Consider the following 23,956-nt stretch of genomic DNA (forward strand, 5'->3'; position numbering starts at 1 on the left):
TAGGTAAAATTGGTCTTCTAAGGCAGATAGTATCAGTATGAAGATTTATATAGGTTTGGCATAAAATTTTTTTCAACTTCGATATTTATTAGCAATAATTTTGAAGCGTTTTAGCGCACCAATAACGTTTTCATTTACAACTCTTTCTCCTGCGAATCTACCGATTATTCTTTTTATCATTTTTAGTTAAAGGATTTTTCTTGCTTTTTTTCTTTGGTAATTCAGAATTATTGTGAATTTTTTGTATGCCTTGATATCCTGTATCAGTAATCACTTTTACCTTAGGATGGATAAGAATTTTGGATTTCTTAAATAATCTAAAGTCATGTTTTTTACCGTTAGAAAAATCTGTACATATTACTTGGCGCGTTTTCTTATCTACCACTATTTGAGTTTTTAGTGTATGCCTTTTCTTCTTTCCTGAATAATAGAATTTTTGTTTTTTTTAGGTCTTTCTATAGGACTCTCAGTAGCATCAATCAAGGCTACTTCATAATTCATATCACTCTTCATTAAAGCTTTACGGCCTGGAAGAGCAAAGTTTGCGTGTTTAACTAGGGTGTCTTCTACCCATTTTACAGCTTTATATGCTGAACTTTCACTAATTCCATAGTTCTGACCTATATGGAAATAAGTACGGTATTCTCTAAGGTATTCTAACACCATCAGCAACTGTTCCTCCAAATTGAGCTTATTTTTACGTCCACCTTTTGATTTCTTAAAACCATCAGCTTTCCTCAAAATATCCACCATCTTTGAAAATGTCCTCTTCCTTACTCCTGTTAATCGACGAAATTTTTCATCCTTTAACTCTTTAATCTGATCTAATTTCATTATTACTTCAAATTAGATTTTTATAACACCATTCTACATCATTCTCTAGTTTCGAAAGAAGTCTAATATATCTCTTGCCTTTTCTTTTTCTGATATAACTCTCTGTTTGATTTTTTCTATATCTTTTTGATGTACTTGCATAAAGATTTCCTTCATCAAGATATTCTGAGGATATTTGATATTGCAAATAAAGTTAATAAATTTGTACTAAATAAAAGTTTTGAGTTGATAGATGTAACATTTAATACGGCAAAAGTATTAGAAGTTCAGCTAAGAGCATAAAAATGAAATATATGCAACTTTTATACATTAATTAAGTTTTTTTACTCATTTTAAGAAAAACTAATGGATATATTTCGCTTATAGTATTAAACTGTAAATTACTTGTAATATGAGTAACAAAACAACTAAATTATTAACAAACAAAAAATTATTTAAAATATGCCTATTAATCAATCTTTAAAATTAACAGTTTATAATCATAAGTTTATATACCAAGCTATTAGGCTTGCTTATAAAGTAGGTCATTCTACTTATGGTGAAAGACTTAAAGAAATAGAAAAGGCAATTAAAGGTACAGGGTGGAAGATATTATGCAATTCTGCAGATTATAAAGATACTAATAAGTATGGCTACAAAGCAGTAGCTTTTATTAACGAAAAAACTAAAGAAATTCATGTTGCTACTGCAGGCACAGATCCTAAAAATGTAGACGATCTGAGAGATGATATAAAAGGCGTTTATATGCATGGCAACATTTCAAAGATAGAGCCAATGAAAGCTTTTATTGACAAAGTAGTCAACAAGATTAATGCGGAAGGTTATAAATATACCACTAGCGGTCATTCTCTTGGAGCTGTGGTTTCAGATTTAACAGCAGCTGAGATTGTGTCTCGAAATCTTAAGCTTATTGAATCTACTACTTTTGATAATCCAGGCTCATATTCAGCGTTAGATTATGCAACTAAAAATAAAATTTTTTCTAATGAAGCTAGAGAAAAAATTTATTCATTGGCTAAGTATTGCAAAGTTATTAATGCAGTACCAAATTTGATAAACGAAACTAATGATCAACTTGCTACAACCCAACCAAAGTTAGCGCTACCAAAAAATGATTTTGGCAATGGTTATATTAGCTGTGTGGCAGAAAATTTTAGAAAGTTATGCAAGCCGCTTAGTGCAACAGAAAACATGCTAAATTGTTATTTTGGACTTAACAAAGTATCAGGTGTACTTCATAAAATGTCTGAGGCAGTTAACTCAGCAGCTGATTTATTAAAAAAAGTATCTGTAACAGCTCATTCTCATGGGTTGAGTAATTTTGAGAACTGCAAAATACTTGATGTAAAGAATCGTGGTAACAATGTAGTAGAATTAGATTCTCTCGAAGGAAATAAATTACAAAACGTTTGTTCTACAGGCAATGATGGTATTTTGGTAGAACGCAAAAATTCTGAAAAAGAGTTAGAGTCATTCATAGTCTATGATACTTATAAGTACTGTGATATAGAAAAACCAGTTTATGAAGTAGAGCACAAAAGTTTAACTTCATTTGTATGCTATGATCCTGCATTTACTGATGGGTTTGACCAAATTAATGGAGCGTGTACTGACTGGAGTACAGAGGTTGATTAATATAATATTTTTGTAGTTTGGATGTAAAAGTATTTCTATTTGATATAGCCAATTAACAGGGGTTTGACAGAAGAAATTAGCTTGTATATACATCAAGCTAATTTTCTACTTTCTTTAAGCTTGCAAGATAAGTTTTCTAGCTAGTATAATAGACTTGTTTTAAAAGAAGTCTATTATACCATAGTTTAATCTAGATAGTTTGCTAATTTGTGGGCTCTGTAATTTATCACATCTACCAACTTATGCAAATCAGTATATACATTGTTGCTAGATATGTTTTTTACTCTCTTTCTTTCATTAAAAAGAGTTATTAAAGACTTCTATTAATTAGGTAATCTTTGTTCCGTAAAATTGGAACATATCAAATTATTTTTTAGAATCTTATCAATCTTAATAAGACTTCTTTGTTTTTACCTTCTCGTCTTTCGTTATCGAATATAACATGATAGTTGATCCATCTCCTAATAACTCTAATGACTTGTGATAATGTTTGTGTTTTGTCTTGCTGATTTAGCTAACCACGCAAATATTTTCTCAGTCCTTTCAGTTTTTCAGTAAAACGATCTCTCCTTGAGGTATATTTTAGTCTCCATTGTACCACATCTTGATTTGGCACAATAGCAAGTAAATCCAAGAAAATTATAGCTTGCAATTTTTTTGCCTTGTTTGGCTAAATTTGCAGCATAGTCTCTACCAGATCTTATCATTTATAATTTAGCTTCGTTGATATTTAGCCCATACTTATTTAACCTTTTAGGCAAGACATCATAAAACCTTTGCGCATCTGCTTTCATTTTCAAAGACAAATACCATATCGTCGCAATACCTCGCTATTCCTGTTTGTTCAATTAAGTTCTCTTTACTAATTTTTGCAAACCAGATATCTATAACATAGTCCAGAAAGACATTAGCCAAGATTAGCAAAACTATTGAGCTTTGATGACAACATTCTTTGTTAATAACTATAGCACCATTTTCTATGATTGGTGTTTAATAAGATACACTAATGTTTTTACTGATAGCTATAAGCTGTGCAGTTTTATATAATAATTCTAAGAAAGAAAATTCGCTTCTCATATTGAGTAATGTGCGCTATTAATTATTACATTAAATAATATTTAGTGTTAAAATTGCAAAGTATTATTAAGAGTTTATATAAATTTAAGCAGTATCATGTATTTATACGAGGTTTATTACAATCCAAATGCAAAAGTGAATCAGGTAATATTATCAAGGCATGGCTTTTCTATTAAAGCAGCTATATTTAGTTTTCTATGGGCTGGATATCATGGTATGTGGTATATATTAATATCAGGAATACTAATCAATTCTATTATAATATTTGGAATAGATAATCCAATTATGTTAACTTTAGGTCAAATAACACTAGTTACTATGTCTATATTTTTTGGTATTTTTGCCAGTGATATTCTAACATTCCATTTAAATATCAAAGGTTATCAACTTTATGACATTGTATATGCTAACTCAAAAATTGATGGAGAATATAAGTTTTACAAGAAGCTTTTGAGAAAATATACAAAGCAAAATTAGTGGCCGCACTTACTATTATATAAATTATACTTAAACTTAACCTTTATATAAAATATGGTGTACTCTTAATGCAAAGCAAGATACAAGGTATACCAACCCTCCAATAGCAATACATATTAACAATGAAAATATCTTAAATAGAAGAGTTGTTTTATTATACAATACAACATTATTGAAGTAATAAATAGTTATAGCCATAATTACACAAGATACTAATAACTTTAAAATAAAGACAGCTGTTGCTTTTGTAAACTTGTAATAGCTAAACTTATTAGCAGCAATTAATACAAATATAATATTAGCTAATAGCGATATTGCATTGCTTAAGACAATGCTAATATAATCAAAAAACCGCGCAAAGAATATGCTAAGAGTTATATTTAATAAAGATGAACATATAGCAATTTTCATAGGTGTTTTAGTATCACAATTTGCATAGAATGCTGGAGTTATAACCTTAGCTAGAATATACGTTGGTAATCCAAATGCTGAAATAGCAATTACTAACGATATCTTTTGAGTATTTTCTTGTGTAAAAGCTCCATGTTGATAAACTAATTCAGCGATTGGATACGATAACATTCCAATTACAACAGCAGCAGGTAATGCTAAAAAACAACTAATGTTGATTGTTTTTTTTTGTAATATAATAGCTTTATCAACTAACCCTTGTTTATATAATTTTGATAATTCAGGCAGTAAAACTGTATTAAGACTTATTCCTATAATTGCTAAAGGTAGCTGATATATTCTATCTGCATATGATAAAATTGATATTCCTCCTGAAAAAAAACTAGATATAATCTGAGAAATCAGATTACTAATTTGCGATGCTCCAGAACTTAACATTGAATACACTAAGTTGCTACCAAAAGATTTTATATTTTTATCTGACCTATCAATCCTAAAAAACAATCTAATGCCAGCTTTTTTTAAATTAATATACACAAACAATACTTGTATAAGGCCAGCTATAATTAGAGAACAGCAAATTGCTACTTTGTAGGAAGCAAAGTTACTGCTAAGATATGTACCAGCTATAATAAGTATGTTTAATAAAATTGGAGAAAATGCTAAAACTGCAAATTTACCTGCTGAATTTAACATTTCTCCAATAAAAACGACTATTGAAGCTAAAATAACATAAAAAATAGTTATCCTACATAATAATACTGTAACCTTTAACTTATTTTCTACAGTATAAAAACCAGGAACAAATACAAACATAATATACGGCATGATAAGCTGAATAAAAACAACAAGTACAATTAGCAAAATAACAAGTATAGTAAAAATACTGCTAGCGAATTGCTCTGCTGATTTTTTTGAGTCTATTAATTTTGCGCTAAAAAACGGCACAAAATTGTAAAAGAATGCTTTTTCTCCTAAAGCAATACGTATCAAGTTAGGAAACTTTAAAGCAAAAAAAATACTATCAGATAATTCACTAACACCAAATAATGAAGCAATAAAAAGTTCTCGCAGAAAACCTGAAATCCTTGAAAAAATAGTTAAAATTGCTACTCTGATACCAGATTTTAATAATCTCAAGGCTCAACCACGAATTATGATTTGATAAACAACTACTTAAATTAAAATAGCAAACTTGATTTTTAATCTTTAAAAATTAAAACAACTTCATAATATCAGAAATTTTAGAAACCGCAATGTTACTTATTTTAAATGTGGTATCAAATTCATCAAAAAAGTATGGCGTCATTGGTTTAGGATAGGAAAATCTAGACCAAAAGATAAGATAGTATATTGATGAGTCTGGAATAAAAGATAATGCATGCTGTAACTATGGATGGAAGCTCTATAGGTAAAAGTTTTTCTGAGCAGTTTGTATAGCTAAACTAGTATAAAACAGTTACGTTATATACTTTTCGAAAAGAGTGTCTCAGTCACAGTGATATTTCATTCTGCTTTATTTAGTTTGAAACAATTTTTTCTTAATAGACTCTAAATCAGGAGAATAAGAAGGTAAATACTCTAATATATGTCCATATATATGTCCATCTTTTTCTATCATAGTTTTTAAATGAGGACTTGTATGATAACTTGCATTATCAATCACAACTATAGAATTATTAGATAATTTCGGAATTAAATTCTGTTCTATCCAAGAGTTAAAAATAGCAGTATTAACATTACAGTCAAATTGATAAGGTTAGCAAAGATTTATCTACTAATACTACTATAACATTAGTTCTCTTTGACAGATGCTAATTATAAACACCGTAACATCTCATGATTTTTGCCGCATATTAGTGAGTTCTATGTGTAATATGAATAAAACCTCTCCAATCCGTAAAGGTAATAACTTTTCCTTTGTATTTGTACATTTTTATCTTATCTATAAACTATGTTGTGAGCAATACATACTTTTTATGTGATAAATTTATCGCTTTTTCTGTAAGCAAAATGAAATATATTTCTAATAACAGTATTAGAAGTTGTTTTTCCTAATGATTGACATAACATTGTGCTACATTTATTAATTTTAACAAGAATGAGTTAAGGGAGTTGAAGGATTTAACTAAAAATAGAATTCTGTACTAACAAATAATGCAGTTACTATGATGTAATGATATTGACGATATCATATATGTTGATTTAGTAACTTAAGTTGCAGAATATACAAACTAATGTTTAGCATTTCAATCTTACCTTATTAATCAATCTTTAAAACAATGTGGTTTATGCTGTATTTTTATGTTTAAATGCTAAGTTTTAATATAAAAAATATACAATTTATGAAAAATAAGTTTGTGTTTTGTATTGATTAAATATAAGCTTATGCTTAATAATTACTATGATTTAGAAAATTGTTTTAAGTATTATAATTTTAACAAGGTATTTTTATGAAACAAATTCCTATAATAAATAAGTTTGTTCAGGAATTAAATCCTTTTCAGGAAGCACTAGAGAAGTGTAGGTTAGCTTTTTATATAATATTTTGCTTTGCATTTTGTATCAATATATTAATGCTTATTACACCGTTATATTCATTGCAAGTTCTTGATCGTGTAATAGGTAGCGGTAATATTGAAACGTTGATTATGTTATCTTTAATTATTGGTACAATTTATTTTGTTCATACTTTAATGCAGATTGCTCGTTCGTTTACTATGATTCGCATTGGTATATGGCTTGAAAATAATATTTCTCCAATGCTACTTTCTCACTCTATCGCATCATCGGCAATACGGCAGTCATTATCTACTGGGCAATTATTACGTGACTTTCAGTTGGTTAAGAATTTTTTAACTAGTGTAGGATTAAATACTATACTAGATGCTCCGTGGACAATTCCATATGTTATAGTAATTTTCATGATTCATCCATATATAGGTTATTTAACAGTTGTTGGAGGAATTGTGATTATTATACTTGCTTTTGTTAATGCAGCTATAACTAATAGGAATTTAGGTGAAGCAACTGAATATTCTATTAAAGCATTAAATCAGGTAGAAATTGCTAATCGTAATGCAGAAGTTATTGAAGCAATGGGAATGATGAAAAATGTTAGCTCTAATTGGAGCAAAATTAATCAGTTAGCGTTATCTAAGCAAACGTTAGCTAGCTACCGTAATGGTATTCTTTCTAATATTTCTAGATTTGTTAGATATATAATGCAAATGTGCGTTACTGGAATTGGAGCGTATATTGTAGTCAAGACTGGAGGGCGAGAGATGTCGACTGGAGGAATGATTGCTAGTTCTATCCTTGTTGGTAGAGCTCTTGCTCCTGTTGACAATGCAATTGAGTTATGGAAACAAATTAATAATACTCTTAAAGCATATAAAAGAATTAACGATTCTTTTAAAGTATCTAATTTACGTGATAAGGCTATGCCTATGCTAAAGGTAACTGGTAAGCTTGATGTTGAAAATGTTTCTTTCTCTATGCCTTACTTAAATCCTACTACTAAGCAGGTAGAATATAAACCAATTTTAAAAAACGTAAGTTTTGATTTAAATCCAGGTGAAGTGTTAGCAATAATCGGCCCTAGCGCTGCTGGAAAATCAACTCTGTCTAGGCTTTTAGTAGGAGTTTGGAGATGTAGTTCAGGTGCTGTAAGGTTAGACAGTGCTAATGTGTATGATTGGAATAGAGAAGATTTTGGTAATCATGTAGGTTATCTTCCTCAGGGTGTTGAATTATTTAGTGGTACTATAAAACAGAATATTGCTAAAATGAGTGAAGAAATTGATCCAGAAAAAGTAACAGATGCTGCTTTAATGGCTGGAGCACATGATTTAATTTTAAAATTTCCTAATGGTTATGAAACAGATATTGGTATTGGAGGGTCAAGTCTTTCAGGGGGCCAAAAGCAGCGTATTGGTTTAGCTAGAGCTTTCTATGGCAATCCTAAATTTATAGTATTAGATGAACCTAATGCTAATCTTGATGAAGTTGGAGAACTAGCTTTATCAAATGCTCTACAATTAGCTAAACAGAAAGGCATTACAGTTGTAGTTATATCGCATAGACCTTCTGTATTATCAGTAGTAGATAAGATATTAGTATTGCAAAATGGAACAGTAGCTGTCTTTGGAGATAGAGAAGAAGTTATGAATCAGCTTAATAATCATAAAAGAAGTATTCATAAATAGGATAGTAATATAATTAATTAAAGATTTGGGTAAAAAAATGTCTCAGCTTTGGAATGATAATAATAATGACATAAAGGGAGTAATACCTAAAATGTCGCCTCAGGATCGAAAAAATATAATGGATGTGTTATTGCAAAATCAGCAAAAACAACAAAAACTAGAAAAGAGCAAATGGCTAAAATCATTGCTTAAAGCAATATTGTTGCAGTTAACACGATTGATTTATGGTATAGGTAATGCTGTAGATAGCTTTATTAGTTTTATTATTAACTCAAAAGGTACAGCAAAAAATATTGTAGTTCAGACTGCAAGAGGGCCAATATTGTTTGGAGTTTGGGTCATGATTATTTTTATTGTAGTAGGTGGTTTATGGAGTGCATTAGCTCCACTTGACAGTGCTGCAGTAGCTGTTGGAACTGTGATATCAAGTACTGAAAATAAAATTATACAGCATCAGGAAGGTGGTATTGTTAAAGAAATTTTTGTTAAACAAGGTGATTACGTTAAGACAGGTGATCCTATAATAGCATTGGACGATACTAAAATTAGAGCTAGTGTAGAAATTAAGCTAGGTCAATATAGAACATTATTAGCTAATCAGGCTAGGTTAACTGCTGAACTAGAGCAACAAGAAGAAATAATATTTTCTGAATTTTTGGTTAATAATAACCATATACCAGAAGTAGCAAAAATAATGTCAATTCAGCAGCATCTATTTCAAGCAAGAAAGAAAGGCTTAAATGCAAGAATCATGCAATTTGAAAAAAGAATTGATTCTTTAGAAGCTAAAGTAGTAGCATCTAAAAAGCAGCTTGAGTATGTTAGAAAGCTTATTAAAAACGCTGAAAGCCTAATTGCTCAAGGTTTTGGACAAAAAACAGAGCTGGATAAATTGTTGGTTGAAGAATCAAGCTTGGTAGGTAATATCATAATTACTGAACTTGAGATAAACAGTACTCAGCAAGATATCGAACGAACAAAGTCTGAAGCAATAGATCGTACATTATCTGAACTTAAAGAAGTTGAACATGCTGTCATTGAAGCTCAAGAAAGCTATAACTCTTTGATTGATATATTAAGCAGAACCTTAGTAAAATCTCCAGTTGATGGTATAATTAAGGTTTTGGATGTTAATACTCAAGGTGGAGTTATTGGATCTGGACAAAGGATTGCAGAAATTACACCTAGTAATGATTCCCTGATAATTAAAGCTAAAATTCCTCAAAAGAATATTGATTCAGTTAAGGTAGGATTGAAGGCTAAAATAAGATTTGGTGCTTTCAAATATAGAACTACACCAGTGTTTACTGGGAGGGTAGTGCTAGTATCGCCTGATACAGTTCAAGATCAACAATCAGCAATGCAGTTTAATAATGCAATGATAGGTGATACTTTTTATATTGCTAAAATAGAAATAGATATGGATGAATTTAATAAAGTAGCAAAAGTTAAAAATTTAAAACTATTTCCAGGAATGCAAGCTGATATTCAAATTATTACTGGTACTAGAACTTTATTAAGATACTTGCTTGATCCAATAACTGATAACATGTTTAGAGCATTTACTGAGAAATAAAAAATGCCTTTGTATGCCTTTTATTAAGAAGTAAAGGTTTTATAGGATGAATTACTTTTTCTTTCATGTTAGAGCTGATTTTTAAAATTGGCTCTAACCCTTGGTTAGCAAGTAAGGTAGCGAGTTTTTTTACTAATAAATCTACTGTCAGCAAATATGCATCATTTAAGTTTGAGTACTAAATATTTTACTACTGTTCTATCATTAACGTTACCAGTAGTTAGAGCAAAACTCACAATCTATTCTTGATGGTTAAAACTATATGCAGCTTACATTCAAAAACCATCCTGTAGAACTCTTACCAATCAGAGCTATATTTTGAAATGTTTTATGCTTATAAATTCTCGAATTATCATACAAGAAGCTTTGTTGAATCAATATAATATTTTTCTGTTTTTTTGGCTGATAAAGATTGTAATAATAGTAGCATCTTCATAAATGTCATAGAGCCATCAACTCTATAAATCTGTTATAGCTTACTATCTTTGAAAGGTCCTTTCTATAATCTTGACTTAGGCAATATAAATAAAAATCTTTAAACATATGATAATGATTTAATTGGAACATTACCATTATTGTAATAATTTCCGATAAGCTTATGTTACAACTTATTTTACGCTTTTGTATAGTATTTGGTAGGTAAATTTAGATAAGGTGAATTAATCTTACTGGTGAAAGTCCAGTTATAAAAGGAGAAGCTAGCTCCACCATATAGAGAGTCTTGTGCAGCTGAAGTTAACGACAGTAGTAAAGCATAGACAGTGAAACACTCGAGCTGAAACCAAATGGTAACCGTGATAGCCATGAAAATATGATGTAGTGGAAGCTGATATGCTCTACCACATAGTAGCAAAAGAAGATTGGATGTGTCAAACTAGTGAAAATTCAAAAATTTTCAACTATCTGTGTCACAGGCATCAGCGAGTTTGTAAAGATTAATGATACAACTTGAGAAATCTTTATAATTCTTAACTTAATTAAGTAAGTATTCAAAGTATAAGTGCTGAAACATGAGTCTTTGGAGATAGTATATAGTCATTTACAATGAGGTTTGAGCATAAAAAAAGAGACAATAGCATCATAAGATTTAACAAATTAAGTAATTTGATGTCTAATCCACAGCTTAATATTAGCCCAAAACTTCTCTATCGGATTTAAATCTGGAGAATAAGGTGGCAAAAAAATAACTATACAACCAACAGGCTCTATTAAGTTTTGTTTGATTTATGAAATGCTGCATTATCCATTACTACGAACTGAGCAGGCTTTAATTCCTTAATTAATAACTGCTACACCTAAGCTTCAAATAATCTTGTATTACACGAACCATTGAATATCATAGGTGCGATTGATTTATTATTAACATAACCAGCTATAGTATTTGTACGTTCATAATATTTACCACTCTTTTTGCTGCTCACATGAGTTCCTTTTTTGCTCCACCATCTATCCTTGCATATGGACATTCCAATTCCACTTTCATCTATGTATACTAAGTTTTTCTTGAGTATAGAACTTATCACTTGTTGATATTTTTCTCTTATTTCTGGTTTTGCTTCCATGTAGGTCAACGTTTTTTTTATAACTATAGCCAAATTTTTTCATGTAATAACTTGCTCCTCTTATTGAAATTTTAAAATGCTTTCCCACTTGTGCAAGAGTTACATTTGGATTTAGCAAAACGTATTTTTCAAATTCTATCTTATCTATTTTTTCCTTTTTTGCCATGGCGTGATCTTTCTTTATAATGACCTTCTGATTTATATCTTTTATACCAATTTCTTACTGTGTTTTCTGCTATATCAAATTTTACTGAGGTAGCATTACAACTTTTTCCTCGATTAACACATTTCATTACTTTATCTTGAAAGTCTTGGCTATATGATTTTGGCATTTTCTTTTCAGGATATTATATGCAAACTTCATTGTAATTGTAAATGACTATAATGAAGCTTCTAACCTTGGAGTCACGTTTTTTTGACTATAATTATTTGATGTTGGTTTAGCAGGTGCAGTTTTTTCTTTACTGGGATTTCATTTTGATATATTCTTGCCTGATTTTTTTATCTTTCTGAATTACTAATATGGCAAATCTTATGCAGCAAAAAATTACTCTCCAACAAAAAAAGGCTAAGCTAATCATGGATGAGGTTAATCTCAAAATTAAAGAACGTAAAATGCGTACTCAGCGTCTTATCGAAATGAGTGGATTAGTTGCTAAGGCTAAGCTTAATCACTTATCATAAAATACTTTATAGTCATTTACAATGAAGTTTGCGTATAAAATATCATGTTGGTAAATTTTATGATGCTATTGTCGCTTTTTTCTATGCTCAAACCTCATTGTAAATGACTATATTAGTTTCTCTGGATACACAACCGTACGTGATGCTTTGGCATCATACGGCTCAAGCTTCTTTAAGCTCAATTTCTGTTGAACATATTTAATATGTAAGCAAACGTTGTAAACGCCAGATTAGGATAAGTGGAAATATGAAATGTAGAGAATAAAAGGTATACAAAGAGAGAATGTAAGGATTTTAAAAATTATTATCTATATTACTTGAGTTATAAGTATAAAAGATACTTTTGCTTACCAAGCTATAGTAGAATAATACAACTGTGGCCTAGAATGTTGCTGCCATTAGTTGTATTAATGCATTATCTGAAAGGAGAAGAGACTGGTATATATCACATCGATTCTACAAAGTTAGCAATTTGTCATAATAAACGTACCTCCAGCAATAGAGTTTTTAACAAAATTTCTAAAATTGGTAAAAGTAGTTATGGCTCATTCTTAGACTTTAAGTTACATCTTATAATCAATAATAAAGGCGAAATAATGTCAATTAAAATTACTAAAGGCAATAAAAGCGACCTATCTGTATCTTCAGTTTTTTCTAAAGGCTTATCTGGTAAATTGTTTAGTGATAAAGCTTACATATCTAAAGAGTTATTTCATCAACTGTTGACCAATGGTTTACGTTTATTTACTAATCTTCGTAAAGATATGAAAACATATTTATTGGACATGCAAGATAATCGGTTATTAAATAAACGTTCTTTAATTGAGTCTGTCTTTAATGTACAAAAAAACATATGCTTTTAGAGCATACTAGACACCGTTCTCATCTTAATTTCTTTGTTCATATAAAATTGCTTCTCTTGCTAGTTATTCTATCTCTAAACTTAATTCCAATCTTATCTCTTCTTCTTCTCCTGACTCCTTATCCTAAAATTGACGTTTTGAAAGCAATAACTGCAGATAAGCTATATGTAATGATACAAAGTTATCAGGAAAGCATAATATAGTAAATCCGTACGTTACGTTTGATGTTGCGCGTGATTCAGAGATAACTAAACTACTGTACCCTAACTTGATCCTACCTTAGGGAGACCAGAGATATTGCAATATTTCTTTGTTACACGATACAGAGTTGTGTGTATTTTGTTTTAAAAAAATTTTTCTATAATATTAAGTGCTTTTCCTTTTTTCATATAGGAGATTTTTAACATAACTCTCAAAAAATATCTTTCTATCAGAGGTAAAATAAGAGCTATAGAGATAAAATATGTATAATATTAAAGCATGTTTTGTTTATTCTATTCTGTCGTTACAAGCAATGCATTATTCACTTTTATAATAAGTTATGTATTTGATTGATAATAAATTTTATTATTTATCATAATTGACTTGAATAAATAAATTCCTATGATAATAATTGCTAAGATTTAATTCTTCAAACTATAAAGAATGACCCCTTACTATTTATTGTGCTATCTTCTTTCATGGGCTACAATTAGAAGCTCTATTTCTTTTAATCTCAGTAAAATATTTAATCATGTATGGCCAGTACATCGATGTGAACTGCCAAGGTTTTTACTAATGACCGCCCTAATGTTTTGCATACTTTTGATTCAAAATTTAATTAGAGCTTTAAAAGATAGTATAGTACTTACTATGATTGGTGCTGAAACAACTTCTTTTTTGAAAATCTGGGGTGTATTACCAGCAGCATGCTTAATGACAATAATTTATATTAAATTAGTCAGTGTTGTTAAGAATGAAAAAGTATTTTACATCATATTATTAACATTTTTAACATTTTTTTTTGCTTTTGGATTTATTATTTTTCCAAACCACCAATACTTACATTTAAATGATCAAAGCATTCAAGCTCTAGTTTCTAAATTTCCACATTTTCGCTGGATTATCTTAATGTTTGCAAAATGGAGCTTTTCACTTTTTTATATTATTTCTGAATTATGGCCTAATGCTGTTTTTGCGCTATTATACTGGCAATTTGTTAATATGGTAACTACAGTTGAGCAGTCAAGAAGATTTTATGTTTTATTTAGCTTATTTGGCCAAACTGGGTTATATATTTCTGGTACACTGATATCCTTTTTACCATCAATGAGTAACTACTTTATTACTCATTATGATTTACAATGCAGTAAAACTACTGTTTATATTCAAATTGTAATATCTATTGTTCTACTACTAGGTAGTCTTTCTATGCTTATTTTTGCAATATTAAACGCTTACATAATTAAAATTGATGATGTGAGTTTTAAGTTTAAGTCTAATAAAATGTCAATATTAGATGGCATAAAAACAGCACTTGAATCTAGATATATTAGGCTTATTATTACATTATTAATATGTTATGGCATAGCTATTAATTTAGTTGAGGCGCCTTGGAAGTATAAAGCTGCTACTTTATATCAAACTCCAGAAGAATATAATGCTTTTGTTGGTTCTTATTTAAGCTATACTGGTATTTGTACTATATTGTTTGTTTTAGTTGGATCAAATATTGTGCGATATTTTGGATGGAAAACGGCAGCAATGATTACTCCAATTATGTTATTTTCAACAGGGACAATATTCTTTATAACTTCAAGCTTTAATACTTCATTTCCTTTGTTTGAGCTAATCTGCCCTGCAATTGATCCACTGAGTATAGCAATTACCACTGGGGCAACATTAAATATTCTAACTAAGTCTAGTAAATATACTTTCTTTGACTCAACTAAAGAAATGGCATATGTTCCTCTTGATAATGAGTTAAAAAGTAAAGGTAAAGCTACAGCTGACGTAATGGGAATAAAACTCGGTAAATCTGCTAGCGCATTAATTCAATCATTAACTTTTACACTTATTCCTACTGCTACTTACCAATCTATAACTCCTTATTTAATGTTTATATTTATAATAATATGTATAGTATGGATGTGGGTAATTAAAGAATTAAACAAAGAATATTTAAAGTTAATTAGCTAATATGCACTAGATATACTTATTTACCATTACTTTTATAGTTTAATACTATAAAACACCAATTTTAGTCGAATATATCTTATAATTTTGATTTTATTTGTTATGTGTTAAAAGTGAATTTTCTTCTTATTGCTTTATCAAATTGATTCAATATAATGCAAAAAACTAACATTTTAAAAAGATTGACAAAAGCTCTATGGCCAATAGAACTTCATGAAATGAAGCTATTTATGCCAATGGCTTTAATCATATTTTGCCTATTATTTAACTTTAGTGCCTTAAGAGCAATAAAAGACAGCTTAGTTGTACCTGCAGTAGGAGCTGAAGTTATTAGCTTTTTAAAATTATGGTTAGTGTTACCTTCAGCAATTATATTCACTTTAACATACGTTAAGTTATCTAATAGTTACTCGATGGAAAATATATTTTATATCATAGTAACATTTTTTTTAATATTCTTTTTACTATTTGCTTTTATTGTTTATCCAAATGAAATGTTATTACATCCATCAGAGGAGCTAATTAAAGAAGCAATATATAATTATCCGTATTTACAGTGGATTATTAGAATTTGCGGAAAATGGAGTTATGCTGTGATGTATATTATCTGCGAACTATGGAGTGTCGTAGTGATTAATCTGATGTATTGGCAATTTGCTAATAATATGTTTAATATTAAAGATGCCAAAAGGTTTTATCCAGCTTTAGGCATGATAGGTAATTTAGGGCTAATTGTTGCTGGTAATGTATTAATAGCATGTGCCAATAATTCAGAAATCTCAATAGCATCAGATATGTTTGTAATCAATAGCGACTGTGCTAAAAATTCCGAAGCAATTTTTAAACATATTGTTATTGTTGTTACGATTTCTGGAATTATAGCGATTCTTACCTTTAAGTACTTAAATAACTTAGTATTAGGCAAAGCTGTTATAATGCATAACAAAGATAATCTAATGAATAATCTTAAGCTATATAATCATGGCAGAACTAAATTATCTTTAAAAGATAGTATAAAGTTAATTTTAAGATCTGAATATATTAGTCGAATAGCAATTATGGTAATTTGCTATGGTTTATCAATAAATATTTTGGAAGGCCCATGGAAAGCTCAAATTAAAGAACTATATCCTACAACGCAGGAATACATTACTTTTATGGGCAAGTTTAATGTTGTTATGGGAATATCTTGTGTTATGTTTATGGGAATGAGTAGTAGTATATTACATAAATTTAATTGGTTATTTCCAGCTCTGATTACTCCTTTAATTATCGGAGTGACAGGTATAATATTTTTTCTGTTAATAATTACAGGAGAAACTGCAAGTGCAATTTTTAGCACTGTTGGTTATAGTCCTATTTATTTAGCTGTATTAGTTGGAGCATCGCAAAATATTTTAAGTAAATCAAGTAAATGTTCCTTATTTGATGCAACTAAAGAAATTGCATATATTCCACTGGATGCTGAAACAAAAATCAAAGGAAAAGCTGCAGTTGAGGTAGTAGGAGCAAAACTTGGAAAATCAGGCGGAGCATTTATACAGTTTTTAATTTTAACATTGTATCCAGAATCAACCATTAGCTCTATCTCGGCAATTTTAATGGGAGTATTTATACTAGTAGTTTTAATTTGGTTAATTGACGTTGTAAACCTTTATCATAAATATGATGATTTACAACAATTTATGGAAAAGAAGTAATGAGAAAAGTATATATAATTTTAATTACAAGCATTGTAGTACTATTACTTTTGCTTATTAGTTGGTATGCGGTATGGGAAATATTGGCTAATCGAATCACTAAAACATATGGAAAAAGAGATATTACAGTATATCAACAAGATAGCACTTACTCAACTATTAGCTTTTCAACTGTTAAAGCAATCACTACGCCTCTTAGTATAGGATTCGATGTTTTAGGTGTTACTATTAGTAGTATATCCGATAGTAACATATCTGAAATAATAAAATGCGATTCACCAATTAAAATAAGATATAGTTTAGCATCTAAAATGTTTTTAATAGAGTATAGTGGTCAATGTTACAGTAAGCAAACATATGACTCGAAATCAAGTTTTAACAATAATGTAGTTAAGATAGATGCTACGATATCTAGCGAATTAAAATTGTCAAAAAGACTATTTCAAATATTGAAAGAACATAATGCATTTGAATTAATCAATTATCTAAATCACTTTAAGCTTAACGTCAGAGAGTTTTCTGATTATGATAATGTTAAAAATCTACTAAAAAATAAAATACTAAAATCGTATTTTCACATTAGTTTTGATAATCATCCATATTATTACAGTGTTGATGATCTTCGAAATGATATACCTAAAAATTATGCTATAGATAGCAAAATTACAGTAGATCATATGAATTATTCATTTTCTCCTTGGAGTTTTGAGTTTAAATCAACTTTGGATTTGTTATTGCCAAAAGTTTCTTGGTATTCCATAACAAAAAATATAGAGCAGAATAGTTTTAATGGTCAATTAAATATTGAAAAACTATTTTATGAAGATAACAAGCTGGCAGTATCTAGTAAAATAGATTATCAAAACTTAGCTCATATAGAAAATAAAAACAATAAACTAGCGACCTATTTTGTTTTAAATATCAAGGACAAATTATCTTTTATTAAGATTTTACTGGCTAGTATTTTAAATATAGATGATGAAGAAAAAACAAATTCTGATATTACTGCTATATTACAGAAGATGGAAAATTTTGATTTTAAAACAGCAATGCAAAACATAGCTTTTCTATATACCGATAATGATATGTCATTACAAAAAAAAGAATGTTTAGCAAAATTAGATTATTTTGATCAAATAATTAATACAATTGCATTCCCTAATCAAATAATGCTAAATCTGGATTTTGAATTATTATCTAGTAGCAAGAGTAACATATTTAGACTTAATTTCTTAAAAATATTATTAAATGATTTTGGAATTGATATCAAAGACTCTCTCTATGACACAACAAATCCAAGGTTTGTCACTAATTTTTATCTGCTAAATTTTAGAGATTTAGTAGATTTTATCATTGACTTTTACAATATTAAAACAATTATTGAAAATCATATTAAACTAAATAGTAAAGAAAACAAAATAGATGAAAATATACTACAACAAAATCAATTAGTTGAACTTAATAAAGATATTTTAAAGTCGTTTTTATCAAAAATTTCAAAGCCATTACATGGTTCACCAAATATTAGAGTAATCAATTGTCATTATGATATATCTAATAAAATAAGAATTGGTAATTTAGACTTACTGGCAATAAGAGGTATGTACTATAGAACACTATATAATCAGGTACGTGAAATAATTACTAAATCTTCTACTCCTAGCAAACTAATACTAAAGTTTTTACCTCAGCTGCAGCAAAAGTCTGACTTAATAGATAAGCTAAATCGTTCTCCAGAAATTATTACACAAGAATTATGGATGGAAGTTTTAAAATCATTGTTAGAAGCACCAGCATGCCAGTAGAACTTAAGTATGTAAGTGTATGAACTTAAAATTCAGTAACAACTGTAATAGCTTTATCGATAAATTAAGTAAGTTTCTAGATAAAGATATGTCTGAAGTAAATAATGTTATATTAAACTGCATTTCTTCATCTCAAGAGCAATTAATTTATGAAGTTGGGACATATTTTTTTAATGCAGGAGGTAAAAGAATACGTCCTATGTTGACTATTATTATCAGTAAGTTATTTAATTACCATGGGCTATCTCACTATTATCTAGCTGCAGCTGTTGAACTCATTCATTCAGCTACATTGTTACACGATGATGTAGTTGATGAAAGCAAAATGCGAAGATCACATCCTACTGTTCATCTTAAATGGGATACTAAAACCAGCATATTAATTGGCGATTTTTTATTTAGTCAATCGTTTAAGTTGATGATTAAGAGCAATTCTATAAAAGCACTTAAAAGTTTTTCATTATCATTTAATACTATTATTAGAGGGGAAGTTAAACAGTTAACACAATTACATGGCAAAAAAATCATTACTGAAGATGAGTATTTTAGAGTAATACAAGCTAAAACTGCAGAACTATTTGGTACTTCATGTGAAATTGCTGCTATAATTTCTAATCAAAGTGCACCAACATGCCTACTAGTTAAAACATTTGGCATTAAATTAGGGCTAATTTTTCAAATAGTAGATGATGTATTAGATTATTTTGGCAACTCAGATAGTTTAGGTAAAAATGTTGGAGATGATTTTATGGAGGGGAAAGTAACATTACCAATAATCATGGCATATAATTGCGCTTCTTCACAGAATGAAAGAGATTTTTGGCATAGAATATTCTTGAATCAAGAACAAAAAGAAGATGATTTTAAGTACGCTTTAAGTCTTTTATATACACACAACATTTTAGCATTAATAAAACAAAAAATTTCTCAATTAGAACAACAAGTATACGATATTATTACTAAGTTAAATATAAGTTTAGAATATAAAGATTACCTAGAAAATCTAACTAAATATATTATTAATAGAATAAAATAATTGTTAGTCTAGTAAGTAGACACACGAGTCACAATTATACGCCAATAATTAGAAACACATCGTGTTTAATTAAGAAAAGAGCTGCAAAATATAACCATTCACATGAACTTGTTGTTATAACGCATTGATATATAGCATATAACATGTCTATAGGTAAATGTGCAAAGACATATCAAATATAAAGAAGTTGAAACAAATGCAGATGGGATTTCAGGAAAAAGTTAGACAAAAAATCATGAGGCCAGTACCAGTAAAAAATTTGACTAAAGCTACTGAAAATAAAACGCGAGTATATGATTTTACCTACGTTTAAAAGGATGACATTAAGACAAAAAATGGTATAATAATAGTAAGGAGAGGAACTAAAATAAATCCTTTGGAGATGATGAAGATCAGGTTGCTTGGGCAAAATCAAGACCAGGAAAGATAGTGTTAGTTAATGGAAATCCTATTGAACTAAGCAATCTATTAGGCCGGCATGTATTCTTCAATCAATTGGGTTTTTTGAGTACGAAGTTTAAAATACAAGCTGTGCCAGCCATAATACAACAAGAAAATAATGTGCTTAAAATTAGCGAAATAAGCACCCCATGAAAACAATATAACATATACTTGAAGCATATGTTATAAATAGTACAACTCAATATACTAGTCGATTCAACTTAAAAGAAGGTTTTATATAAAAAGTTGGAAATTAAAGCAATTAGAAAAAGATCTAGTAAAAATATTCAATCATACGCTTATAAGTGGTGAAATACAGGAGATAGTCAATCTAGTAGTAGCGATAGTAAAAGTAGTGGAACTAGTGCTAGTATTGGTTGTGGCGCTTTTTGGGCTAGAGGTGTAGTTGAAGGAGCACACAAATATAATAATGAACAAGGTAACTCAGTAAATCAGCAACAATCACATAGTAAGGCATTATCAAAAATTCAAAGTGCTGTTAAAGAAGGAATACTTAGTACTACAGATAGTGAGATACAGTCATTAAGTGAAAATTTTAGTGCTAACCTTTCTGAACAGCAATCAATTGGGTAAGAGATAGCTCAAACTAAACAAGAAATGGAGCAACTGAGTTACAGCATGAATTATGTATCCCAAAAACTCTACTACTATTGATCGTAATATTAATGAACTTGTATTAAATGAAATTATGGCTCGAAATCCTGAAATAACAAGCAAGGAGCAAGCAGCTAGATGGATAAGGTAGAAGCAGAGAAAATTGCTTTTAAGGTTGCTAAAATCAACAATGAAATACCTGAAGATTTGAATGATCATATTAATGATGGCAACTTTTCTACTAAACGAGATATACAAGAAATTTTTAATAAAAAATCTGAGGAGTTAAAATGTCAAAACGCTAATTATATAAATAATAAGGCTTATAATAATAATATAGAACAAATTTTTAGTGATAACGAAAAAGTAGAGAATCTTAATCGAATTTCTGATAATATTAAAAATGAGACTCAAAAAATACAGAGAAAGTTTTCTGATACTACTAATTCAACATTTTTAAGGGCTGGTAAGCAAGCTCTGGAAAATTTTGGAATAACGAAAAAAGATAAAAGTTAAAGGTATATTGGATTTATGAAAATAAATTAGCTATAACAATAATTTTACTGCTAATGCTTTTAAATACAGTTATTGCAGCTGAAAAAAACAAGCTAATTCAACAAAATAGCATTAAAGACGAAAATGTTTTAGCTAAAGAATATTCAAATATTGGAAGTTCTTTTTTAAGGCTAAAAAAATATCAAGAAGCAATAAAAATATGATTTAGCTATTAAATATAATCCAAGTTATGCATCAGCATATAATAATAAAGCTGTATCTTATAGGAAATTAGGAAAAAATAAAGAAGCTACAATACTTTGTGATCTTGCAATTAAGTATAAACCTAATTTTGCAGAAGCTTATAATAATAAAGGAGCTTCTTTGAATGATTTAGGACAGTATAAAGAAGCAATGGAAAATTTTAACATTGCTATTAAGTACAGATCTGATAATCCAGAAGCTTATTATAACACAGGTACAGTATTAATGAAGTTAGGCTACATTCAAGAGGCTATTGAAAATTATGATATAGCTATTAGGTACAGACCAAATTACTCAGAAGCTTATCATAATAAAGGGTTAACTTTATCATTTTTAGGACAATTGCAGAATGCAATAGAACATTTTGATTTAGCTATTAAATATGATCATAATGATGCAACAGCATACTGTAATAAAGGTTATGTGCTAAGTATGTTAAAAAAGTATCCAAAAGCAATAAAAAGCTGCAATTTAGCAATTAAATATGCTCCAAATTGTGCAGATTCTTATTATATCAAAGGAATGGTTTTTGAGAAATTATGAAAACATCAAAAAGCAATAAAAAACTATGATATAGCTATTAAGTACAAACCTAATTTTGCTGAAAATTATCTTGAAAAAGGAATTTCATTAGTAAGTTTAGGACAATACTCAAAGGCTAAGGAGAATTTTAACTTAGCTATTAAATATATGCCTAATCTTATAGAAGAATATAAACTAACAATTAAAAAGTTAACAGAATTTGAGAATTTTACTATTGCAAAAGACTACGAGCAAAAACTACAGATTTTGAAAAAATACTCTTGAGATAGATGAATTTTCAGAATCAAGGTAATTTTACTAGGGGATCGCAGTTATTTGCCCATAAGTTAAGAATGTTTGGGCAAGGTAGTACAAATGTTTTTACAATTGGGTTAGGATTATCGATATTATGGATTATATGTCGATTATATCAAAAACTTTTTTTGAGCAGTTTGTATTATTTTGTAATTGAAAGATATGTGTAGCTTAAGTTAGCAATTGGTGAACATTTTTATGATATCGATCAAATTTTGATTCTAAATGCGATAAACTGCTTAATCCTTTGGAAAAAAATAGTGAGCAATGGTTGCCTTGGAATGATTGTTTTGAAGCAGCTGATTTTCATGATATAGCTAGTAGTTTTAATAATTATACCCATAAAATTGATGACTTTTTTACTAAAAATGCTGAATTAGTCTTGTCTGAAGCGTTGAAGCTATATCAGGATGATAAAGATATCATAAAACTAATTCATACAATCATTTACTCTGATAATAGACAATTTGCAAAAGCTTTTAGAAACACAGCTGTATCAGGTATTATAAGTGAAAGCGCGCTTGAAACTTCTGCAGGAATTCAATCTACTCTTGGAAAGAATATTACTTCGCTACAATATTTAAAGCCTGGAGGTAATTTTAGCATCAAGGAATGGTTTAGTAATTCGAATGAAACTGGCTGGCTATTTATCACAGCTAACCCAAATCAAAGAGCTGCTTTATGCCCACTTATTTCAGCTTGGATAAGCATAGCTATCAAGGCTTTGATGTGTAGAAATCCTAATCATGATAACAAAAACATGTGGTTTATACTTGATGAACTTCCAGCTCTACAAAAAGTTTCGTCTTTACCAGTTGCTTTGGCTGAAAGTAGAAAGTATGGAGGCTGCTTTGTTGCTGGATTGCAGAACATTCATCAATTAGAAGCAATATATGGGGCTGCTGAATGTGATTCTATGCTGGATTTGTTTAATAGTAAATTTATTTTTCGAGTTAGCGATCAGGTTACAGCCTATAAATCAGCATTAACACTAGGTGAGCAAGAGATAATTGAAACTCAAGAGAACTTGTCATATGGATCAAATACTATGCGAGATGGGGTAAATATGAATAATGTTGAGCGTAAAAAGATTTTAGTTATGCCATCTGAAATTATGAACCTACCAGACCTTACATGTTATGTAAAGCTTGCCGGTAACTTTCCCATCACAAAACTAACCATGCAGCTACAAAACTTAAATACAGCCTTTGTTTGTGAATATAAATTGCTCAAAAAACTTAAATTAGTAGAGTATTAATTC

The 23,956-nt window shown here is 29.2% G+C and carries 17 protein-coding genes and 5 pseudogenes; 16 read left to right on the plus strand and 6 right to left on the minus strand.

The annotated features are described in order from the left end of the window. Positions 1 to 75: 75 nt before the first annotated feature. Positions 76 to 834, minus strand: a pseudogene (locus DK405_RS04125) (IS5 family transposase); the annotation flags it as partial. Positions 835 to 1,275: 441 nt separating this feature from the next. On the opposite strand from DK405_RS04125, the gene DK405_RS04130 reads away from it, so the two are divergent. After that, entirely contained in the window at positions 1,276 to 2,469 is a 1,194-nt protein-coding gene (locus tag DK405_RS04130; protein ID WP_045912639.1) for an alpha/beta hydrolase family protein, read from the plus strand. Positions 2,470 to 3,681: 1,212 nt separating this feature from the next. After that, positions 3,682 to 4,023: a hypothetical protein gene (locus tag DK405_RS04140; RefSeq protein ID WP_231967626.1), complete on the plus strand. Its 342-nt coding sequence runs from the start codon at positions 3,682 to 3,684 to the stop codon at positions 4,021 to 4,023. 36 nt (positions 4,024 to 4,059) lie between these two features. On the opposite strand, the gene murJ is transcribed toward DK405_RS04140, so the two are convergent. Further along, positions 4,060 to 5,574, minus strand: a complete 1,515-nt coding sequence (murJ, locus tag DK405_RS04145; RefSeq protein ID WP_045912637.1) for a murein biosynthesis integral membrane protein MurJ — start codon at positions 5,572 to 5,574, stop codon at positions 4,060 to 4,062. Between the two features lie 376 nt (positions 5,575 to 5,950). Next, positions 5,951 to 6,175: pseudogene (locus DK405_RS13910) on the minus strand (transposase); the annotation flags it as partial. Between the two features lie 712 nt (positions 6,176 to 6,887). On the opposite strand from DK405_RS13910, the gene DK405_RS04155 reads away from it, so the two are divergent. Together DK405_RS04155 and DK405_RS04160 are read left to right on the plus strand one after the other, a co-directional pair. Beyond that, positions 6,888 to 8,642, plus strand: coding sequence for a type I secretion system permease/ATPase (locus DK405_RS04155; RefSeq protein ID WP_045912636.1), 1,755 nt, complete (start codon positions 6,888 to 6,890; stop codon positions 8,640 to 8,642). A gap of 37 nt (positions 8,643 to 8,679) precedes the next feature. Continuing rightward, positions 8,680 to 10,218 carry an HlyD family type I secretion periplasmic adaptor subunit gene (locus DK405_RS04160; RefSeq protein ID WP_045912635.1) on the plus strand — a complete coding sequence of 513 codons (1,539 nt, stop codon included), beginning with the start codon at positions 8,680 to 8,682 and terminating at the stop codon, positions 10,216 to 10,218. A 1,095-nt stretch (positions 10,219 to 11,313) separates the two neighbouring features. Here DK405_RS04160 and DK405_RS13915 read toward each other — a convergent pair. The 3 genes from DK405_RS13915 to DK405_RS13925 form a co-directional block, all read right to left on the minus strand. Further along, entirely contained in the window at positions 11,314 to 11,397 is an 84-nt protein-coding gene (locus DK405_RS13915; protein ID WP_231967921.1) for a transposase, read from the minus strand. 116 nt (positions 11,398 to 11,513) lie between these two features. Continuing rightward, positions 11,514 to 11,780, minus strand: a complete 267-nt coding sequence (locus tag DK405_RS13920) for a transposase (RefSeq protein WP_080946465.1) — start codon at positions 11,778 to 11,780, stop codon at positions 11,514 to 11,516. 140 nt (positions 11,781 to 11,920) lie between these two features. After that, on the minus strand, positions 11,921 to 12,112 hold the full coding sequence (locus DK405_RS13925; protein ID WP_045912633.1) for a helix-turn-helix domain-containing protein: 192 nt from the start codon (positions 12,110 to 12,112) through the stop codon (positions 11,921 to 11,923). A 190-nt stretch (positions 12,113 to 12,302) separates the two neighbouring features. Here DK405_RS13925 and DK405_RS04175 point away from each other — a divergent pair. From DK405_RS04175 to DK405_RS04225, 12 genes and pseudogenes are all read left to right on the plus strand, one after another. Beyond that, positions 12,303 to 12,461 (plus strand): annotated as a pseudogene (locus DK405_RS04175) (conjugal transfer protein TraD); the annotation flags it as partial. Between the two features lie 287 nt (positions 12,462 to 12,748). After that, positions 12,749 to 13,454: pseudogene (locus tag DK405_RS04180) on the plus strand (IS982 family transposase); the annotation flags it as partial. A 518-nt stretch (positions 13,455 to 13,972) separates the two neighbouring features. Then, the gene (locus DK405_RS04185) at positions 13,973 to 15,505 is read left to right on the plus strand and encodes an Npt1/Npt2 family nucleotide transporter (RefSeq protein WP_064612886.1); all 1,533 of its coding nucleotides are present in this window, start codon (positions 13,973 to 13,975) and stop codon (positions 15,503 to 15,505) included. Between the two features lie 152 nt (positions 15,506 to 15,657). Beyond that, complete coding sequence (locus DK405_RS04190; protein WP_045912577.1) at positions 15,658 to 17,202, plus strand: Npt1/Npt2 family nucleotide transporter; 1,545 nt, start codon at positions 15,658 to 15,660, stop codon at positions 17,200 to 17,202. Further along, positions 17,202 to 19,007, plus strand: a complete 1,806-nt coding sequence (locus DK405_RS04195; RefSeq protein WP_045912576.1) for a hypothetical protein — start codon at positions 17,202 to 17,204, stop codon at positions 19,005 to 19,007. The genes DK405_RS04190 and DK405_RS04195 overlap by 1 nt, the downstream gene beginning before the upstream one ends. Positions 19,008 to 19,095: 88 nt before the next feature. Further along, positions 19,096 to 20,043, plus strand: a complete 948-nt coding sequence (locus DK405_RS04200; protein ID WP_231967627.1) for a polyprenyl synthetase family protein — start codon at positions 19,096 to 19,098, stop codon at positions 20,041 to 20,043. A gap of 157 nt (positions 20,044 to 20,200) precedes the next feature. After that, positions 20,201 to 20,356 (plus strand): hypothetical protein, encoded by a 156-nt coding sequence (locus DK405_RS13930; protein WP_231967628.1) that lies wholly within the window; start codon positions 20,201 to 20,203, stop codon positions 20,354 to 20,356. Positions 20,357 to 20,472: 116 nt separating this feature from the next. Then, the gene (locus DK405_RS13935; protein WP_231967629.1) at positions 20,473 to 20,637 is read left to right on the plus strand and encodes a hypothetical protein; all 165 of its coding nucleotides are present in this window, start codon (positions 20,473 to 20,475) and stop codon (positions 20,635 to 20,637) included. A 600-nt stretch (positions 20,638 to 21,237) separates the two neighbouring features. Further along, positions 21,238 to 21,615: a hypothetical protein gene (locus DK405_RS04210; protein ID WP_052691702.1), complete on the plus strand. Its 378-nt coding sequence runs from the start codon at positions 21,238 to 21,240 to the stop codon at positions 21,613 to 21,615. Between the two features lie 53 nt (positions 21,616 to 21,668). Further along, a pseudogene (locus DK405_RS04215) lies at positions 21,669 to 22,665 on the plus strand (tetratricopeptide repeat protein). A 5-nt stretch (positions 22,666 to 22,670) separates the two neighbouring features. Continuing rightward, on the plus strand, positions 22,671 to 22,865 hold the full coding sequence (locus tag DK405_RS15400) for a TraD N-terminal domain-containing protein (RefSeq protein WP_041621103.1): 195 nt from the start codon (positions 22,671 to 22,673) through the stop codon (positions 22,863 to 22,865). 77 nt (positions 22,866 to 22,942) lie between these two features. Further along, positions 22,943 to 23,953: a type IV secretion system DNA-binding domain-containing protein gene (locus DK405_RS04225; protein ID WP_064612885.1), complete on the plus strand. Its 1,011-nt coding sequence runs from the start codon at positions 22,943 to 22,945 to the stop codon at positions 23,951 to 23,953. Positions 23,954 to 23,956 lie beyond the last annotated feature (3 nt).

This window comes from Orientia tsutsugamushi (genome assembly GCF_900327275.1).
Taxonomy (GTDB): domain Bacteria; phylum Pseudomonadota; class Alphaproteobacteria; order Rickettsiales; family Rickettsiaceae; genus Orientia; species Orientia tsutsugamushi.

Coding starts and splice junctions, on each gene's coding strand:
- DK405_RS04130 (WP_045912639.1), top strand. CDS start 1,276: ATGCCTATTAATCAATCTTTAAAATTAACAGTTTATAATCATAAGTTT.
- DK405_RS04155 (WP_045912636.1), top strand. CDS start 6,888: ATGAAACAAATTCCTATAATAAATAAGTTTGTTCAGGAATTAAATCCT.
- DK405_RS04160 (WP_045912635.1), top strand. CDS start 8,680: ATGTCTCAGCTTTGGAATGATAATAATAATGACATAAAGGGAGTAATA.
- DK405_RS13920 (WP_080946465.1), bottom strand. CDS start 11,780: ATGGAAGCAAAACCAGAAATAAGAGAAAAATATCAACAAGTGATAAGT.
- DK405_RS13925 (WP_045912633.1), bottom strand. CDS start 12,112: ATGCCAAAATCATATAGCCAAGACTTTCAAGATAAAGTAATGAAATGT.
- DK405_RS04185 (WP_064612886.1), top strand. CDS start 13,973: ATGACCCCTTACTATTTATTGTGCTATCTTCTTTCATGGGCTACAATT.
- DK405_RS04190 (WP_045912577.1), top strand. CDS start 15,658: ATGCAAAAAACTAACATTTTAAAAAGATTGACAAAAGCTCTATGGCCA.
- DK405_RS04195 (WP_045912576.1), top strand. CDS start 17,202: ATGAGAAAAGTATATATAATTTTAATTACAAGCATTGTAGTACTATTA.
- DK405_RS04200 (WP_231967627.1), top strand. CDS start 19,096: ATGTCTGAAGTAAATAATGTTATATTAAACTGCATTTCTTCATCTCAA.
- DK405_RS13930 (WP_231967628.1), top strand. CDS start 20,201: ATGTGCAAAGACATATCAAATATAAAGAAGTTGAAACAAATGCAGATG.
- DK405_RS04210 (WP_052691702.1), top strand. CDS start 21,238: ATGGATAAGGTAGAAGCAGAGAAAATTGCTTTTAAGGTTGCTAAAATC.
- DK405_RS15400 (WP_041621103.1), top strand. CDS start 22,671: ATGAATTTTCAGAATCAAGGTAATTTTACTAGGGGATCGCAGTTATTT.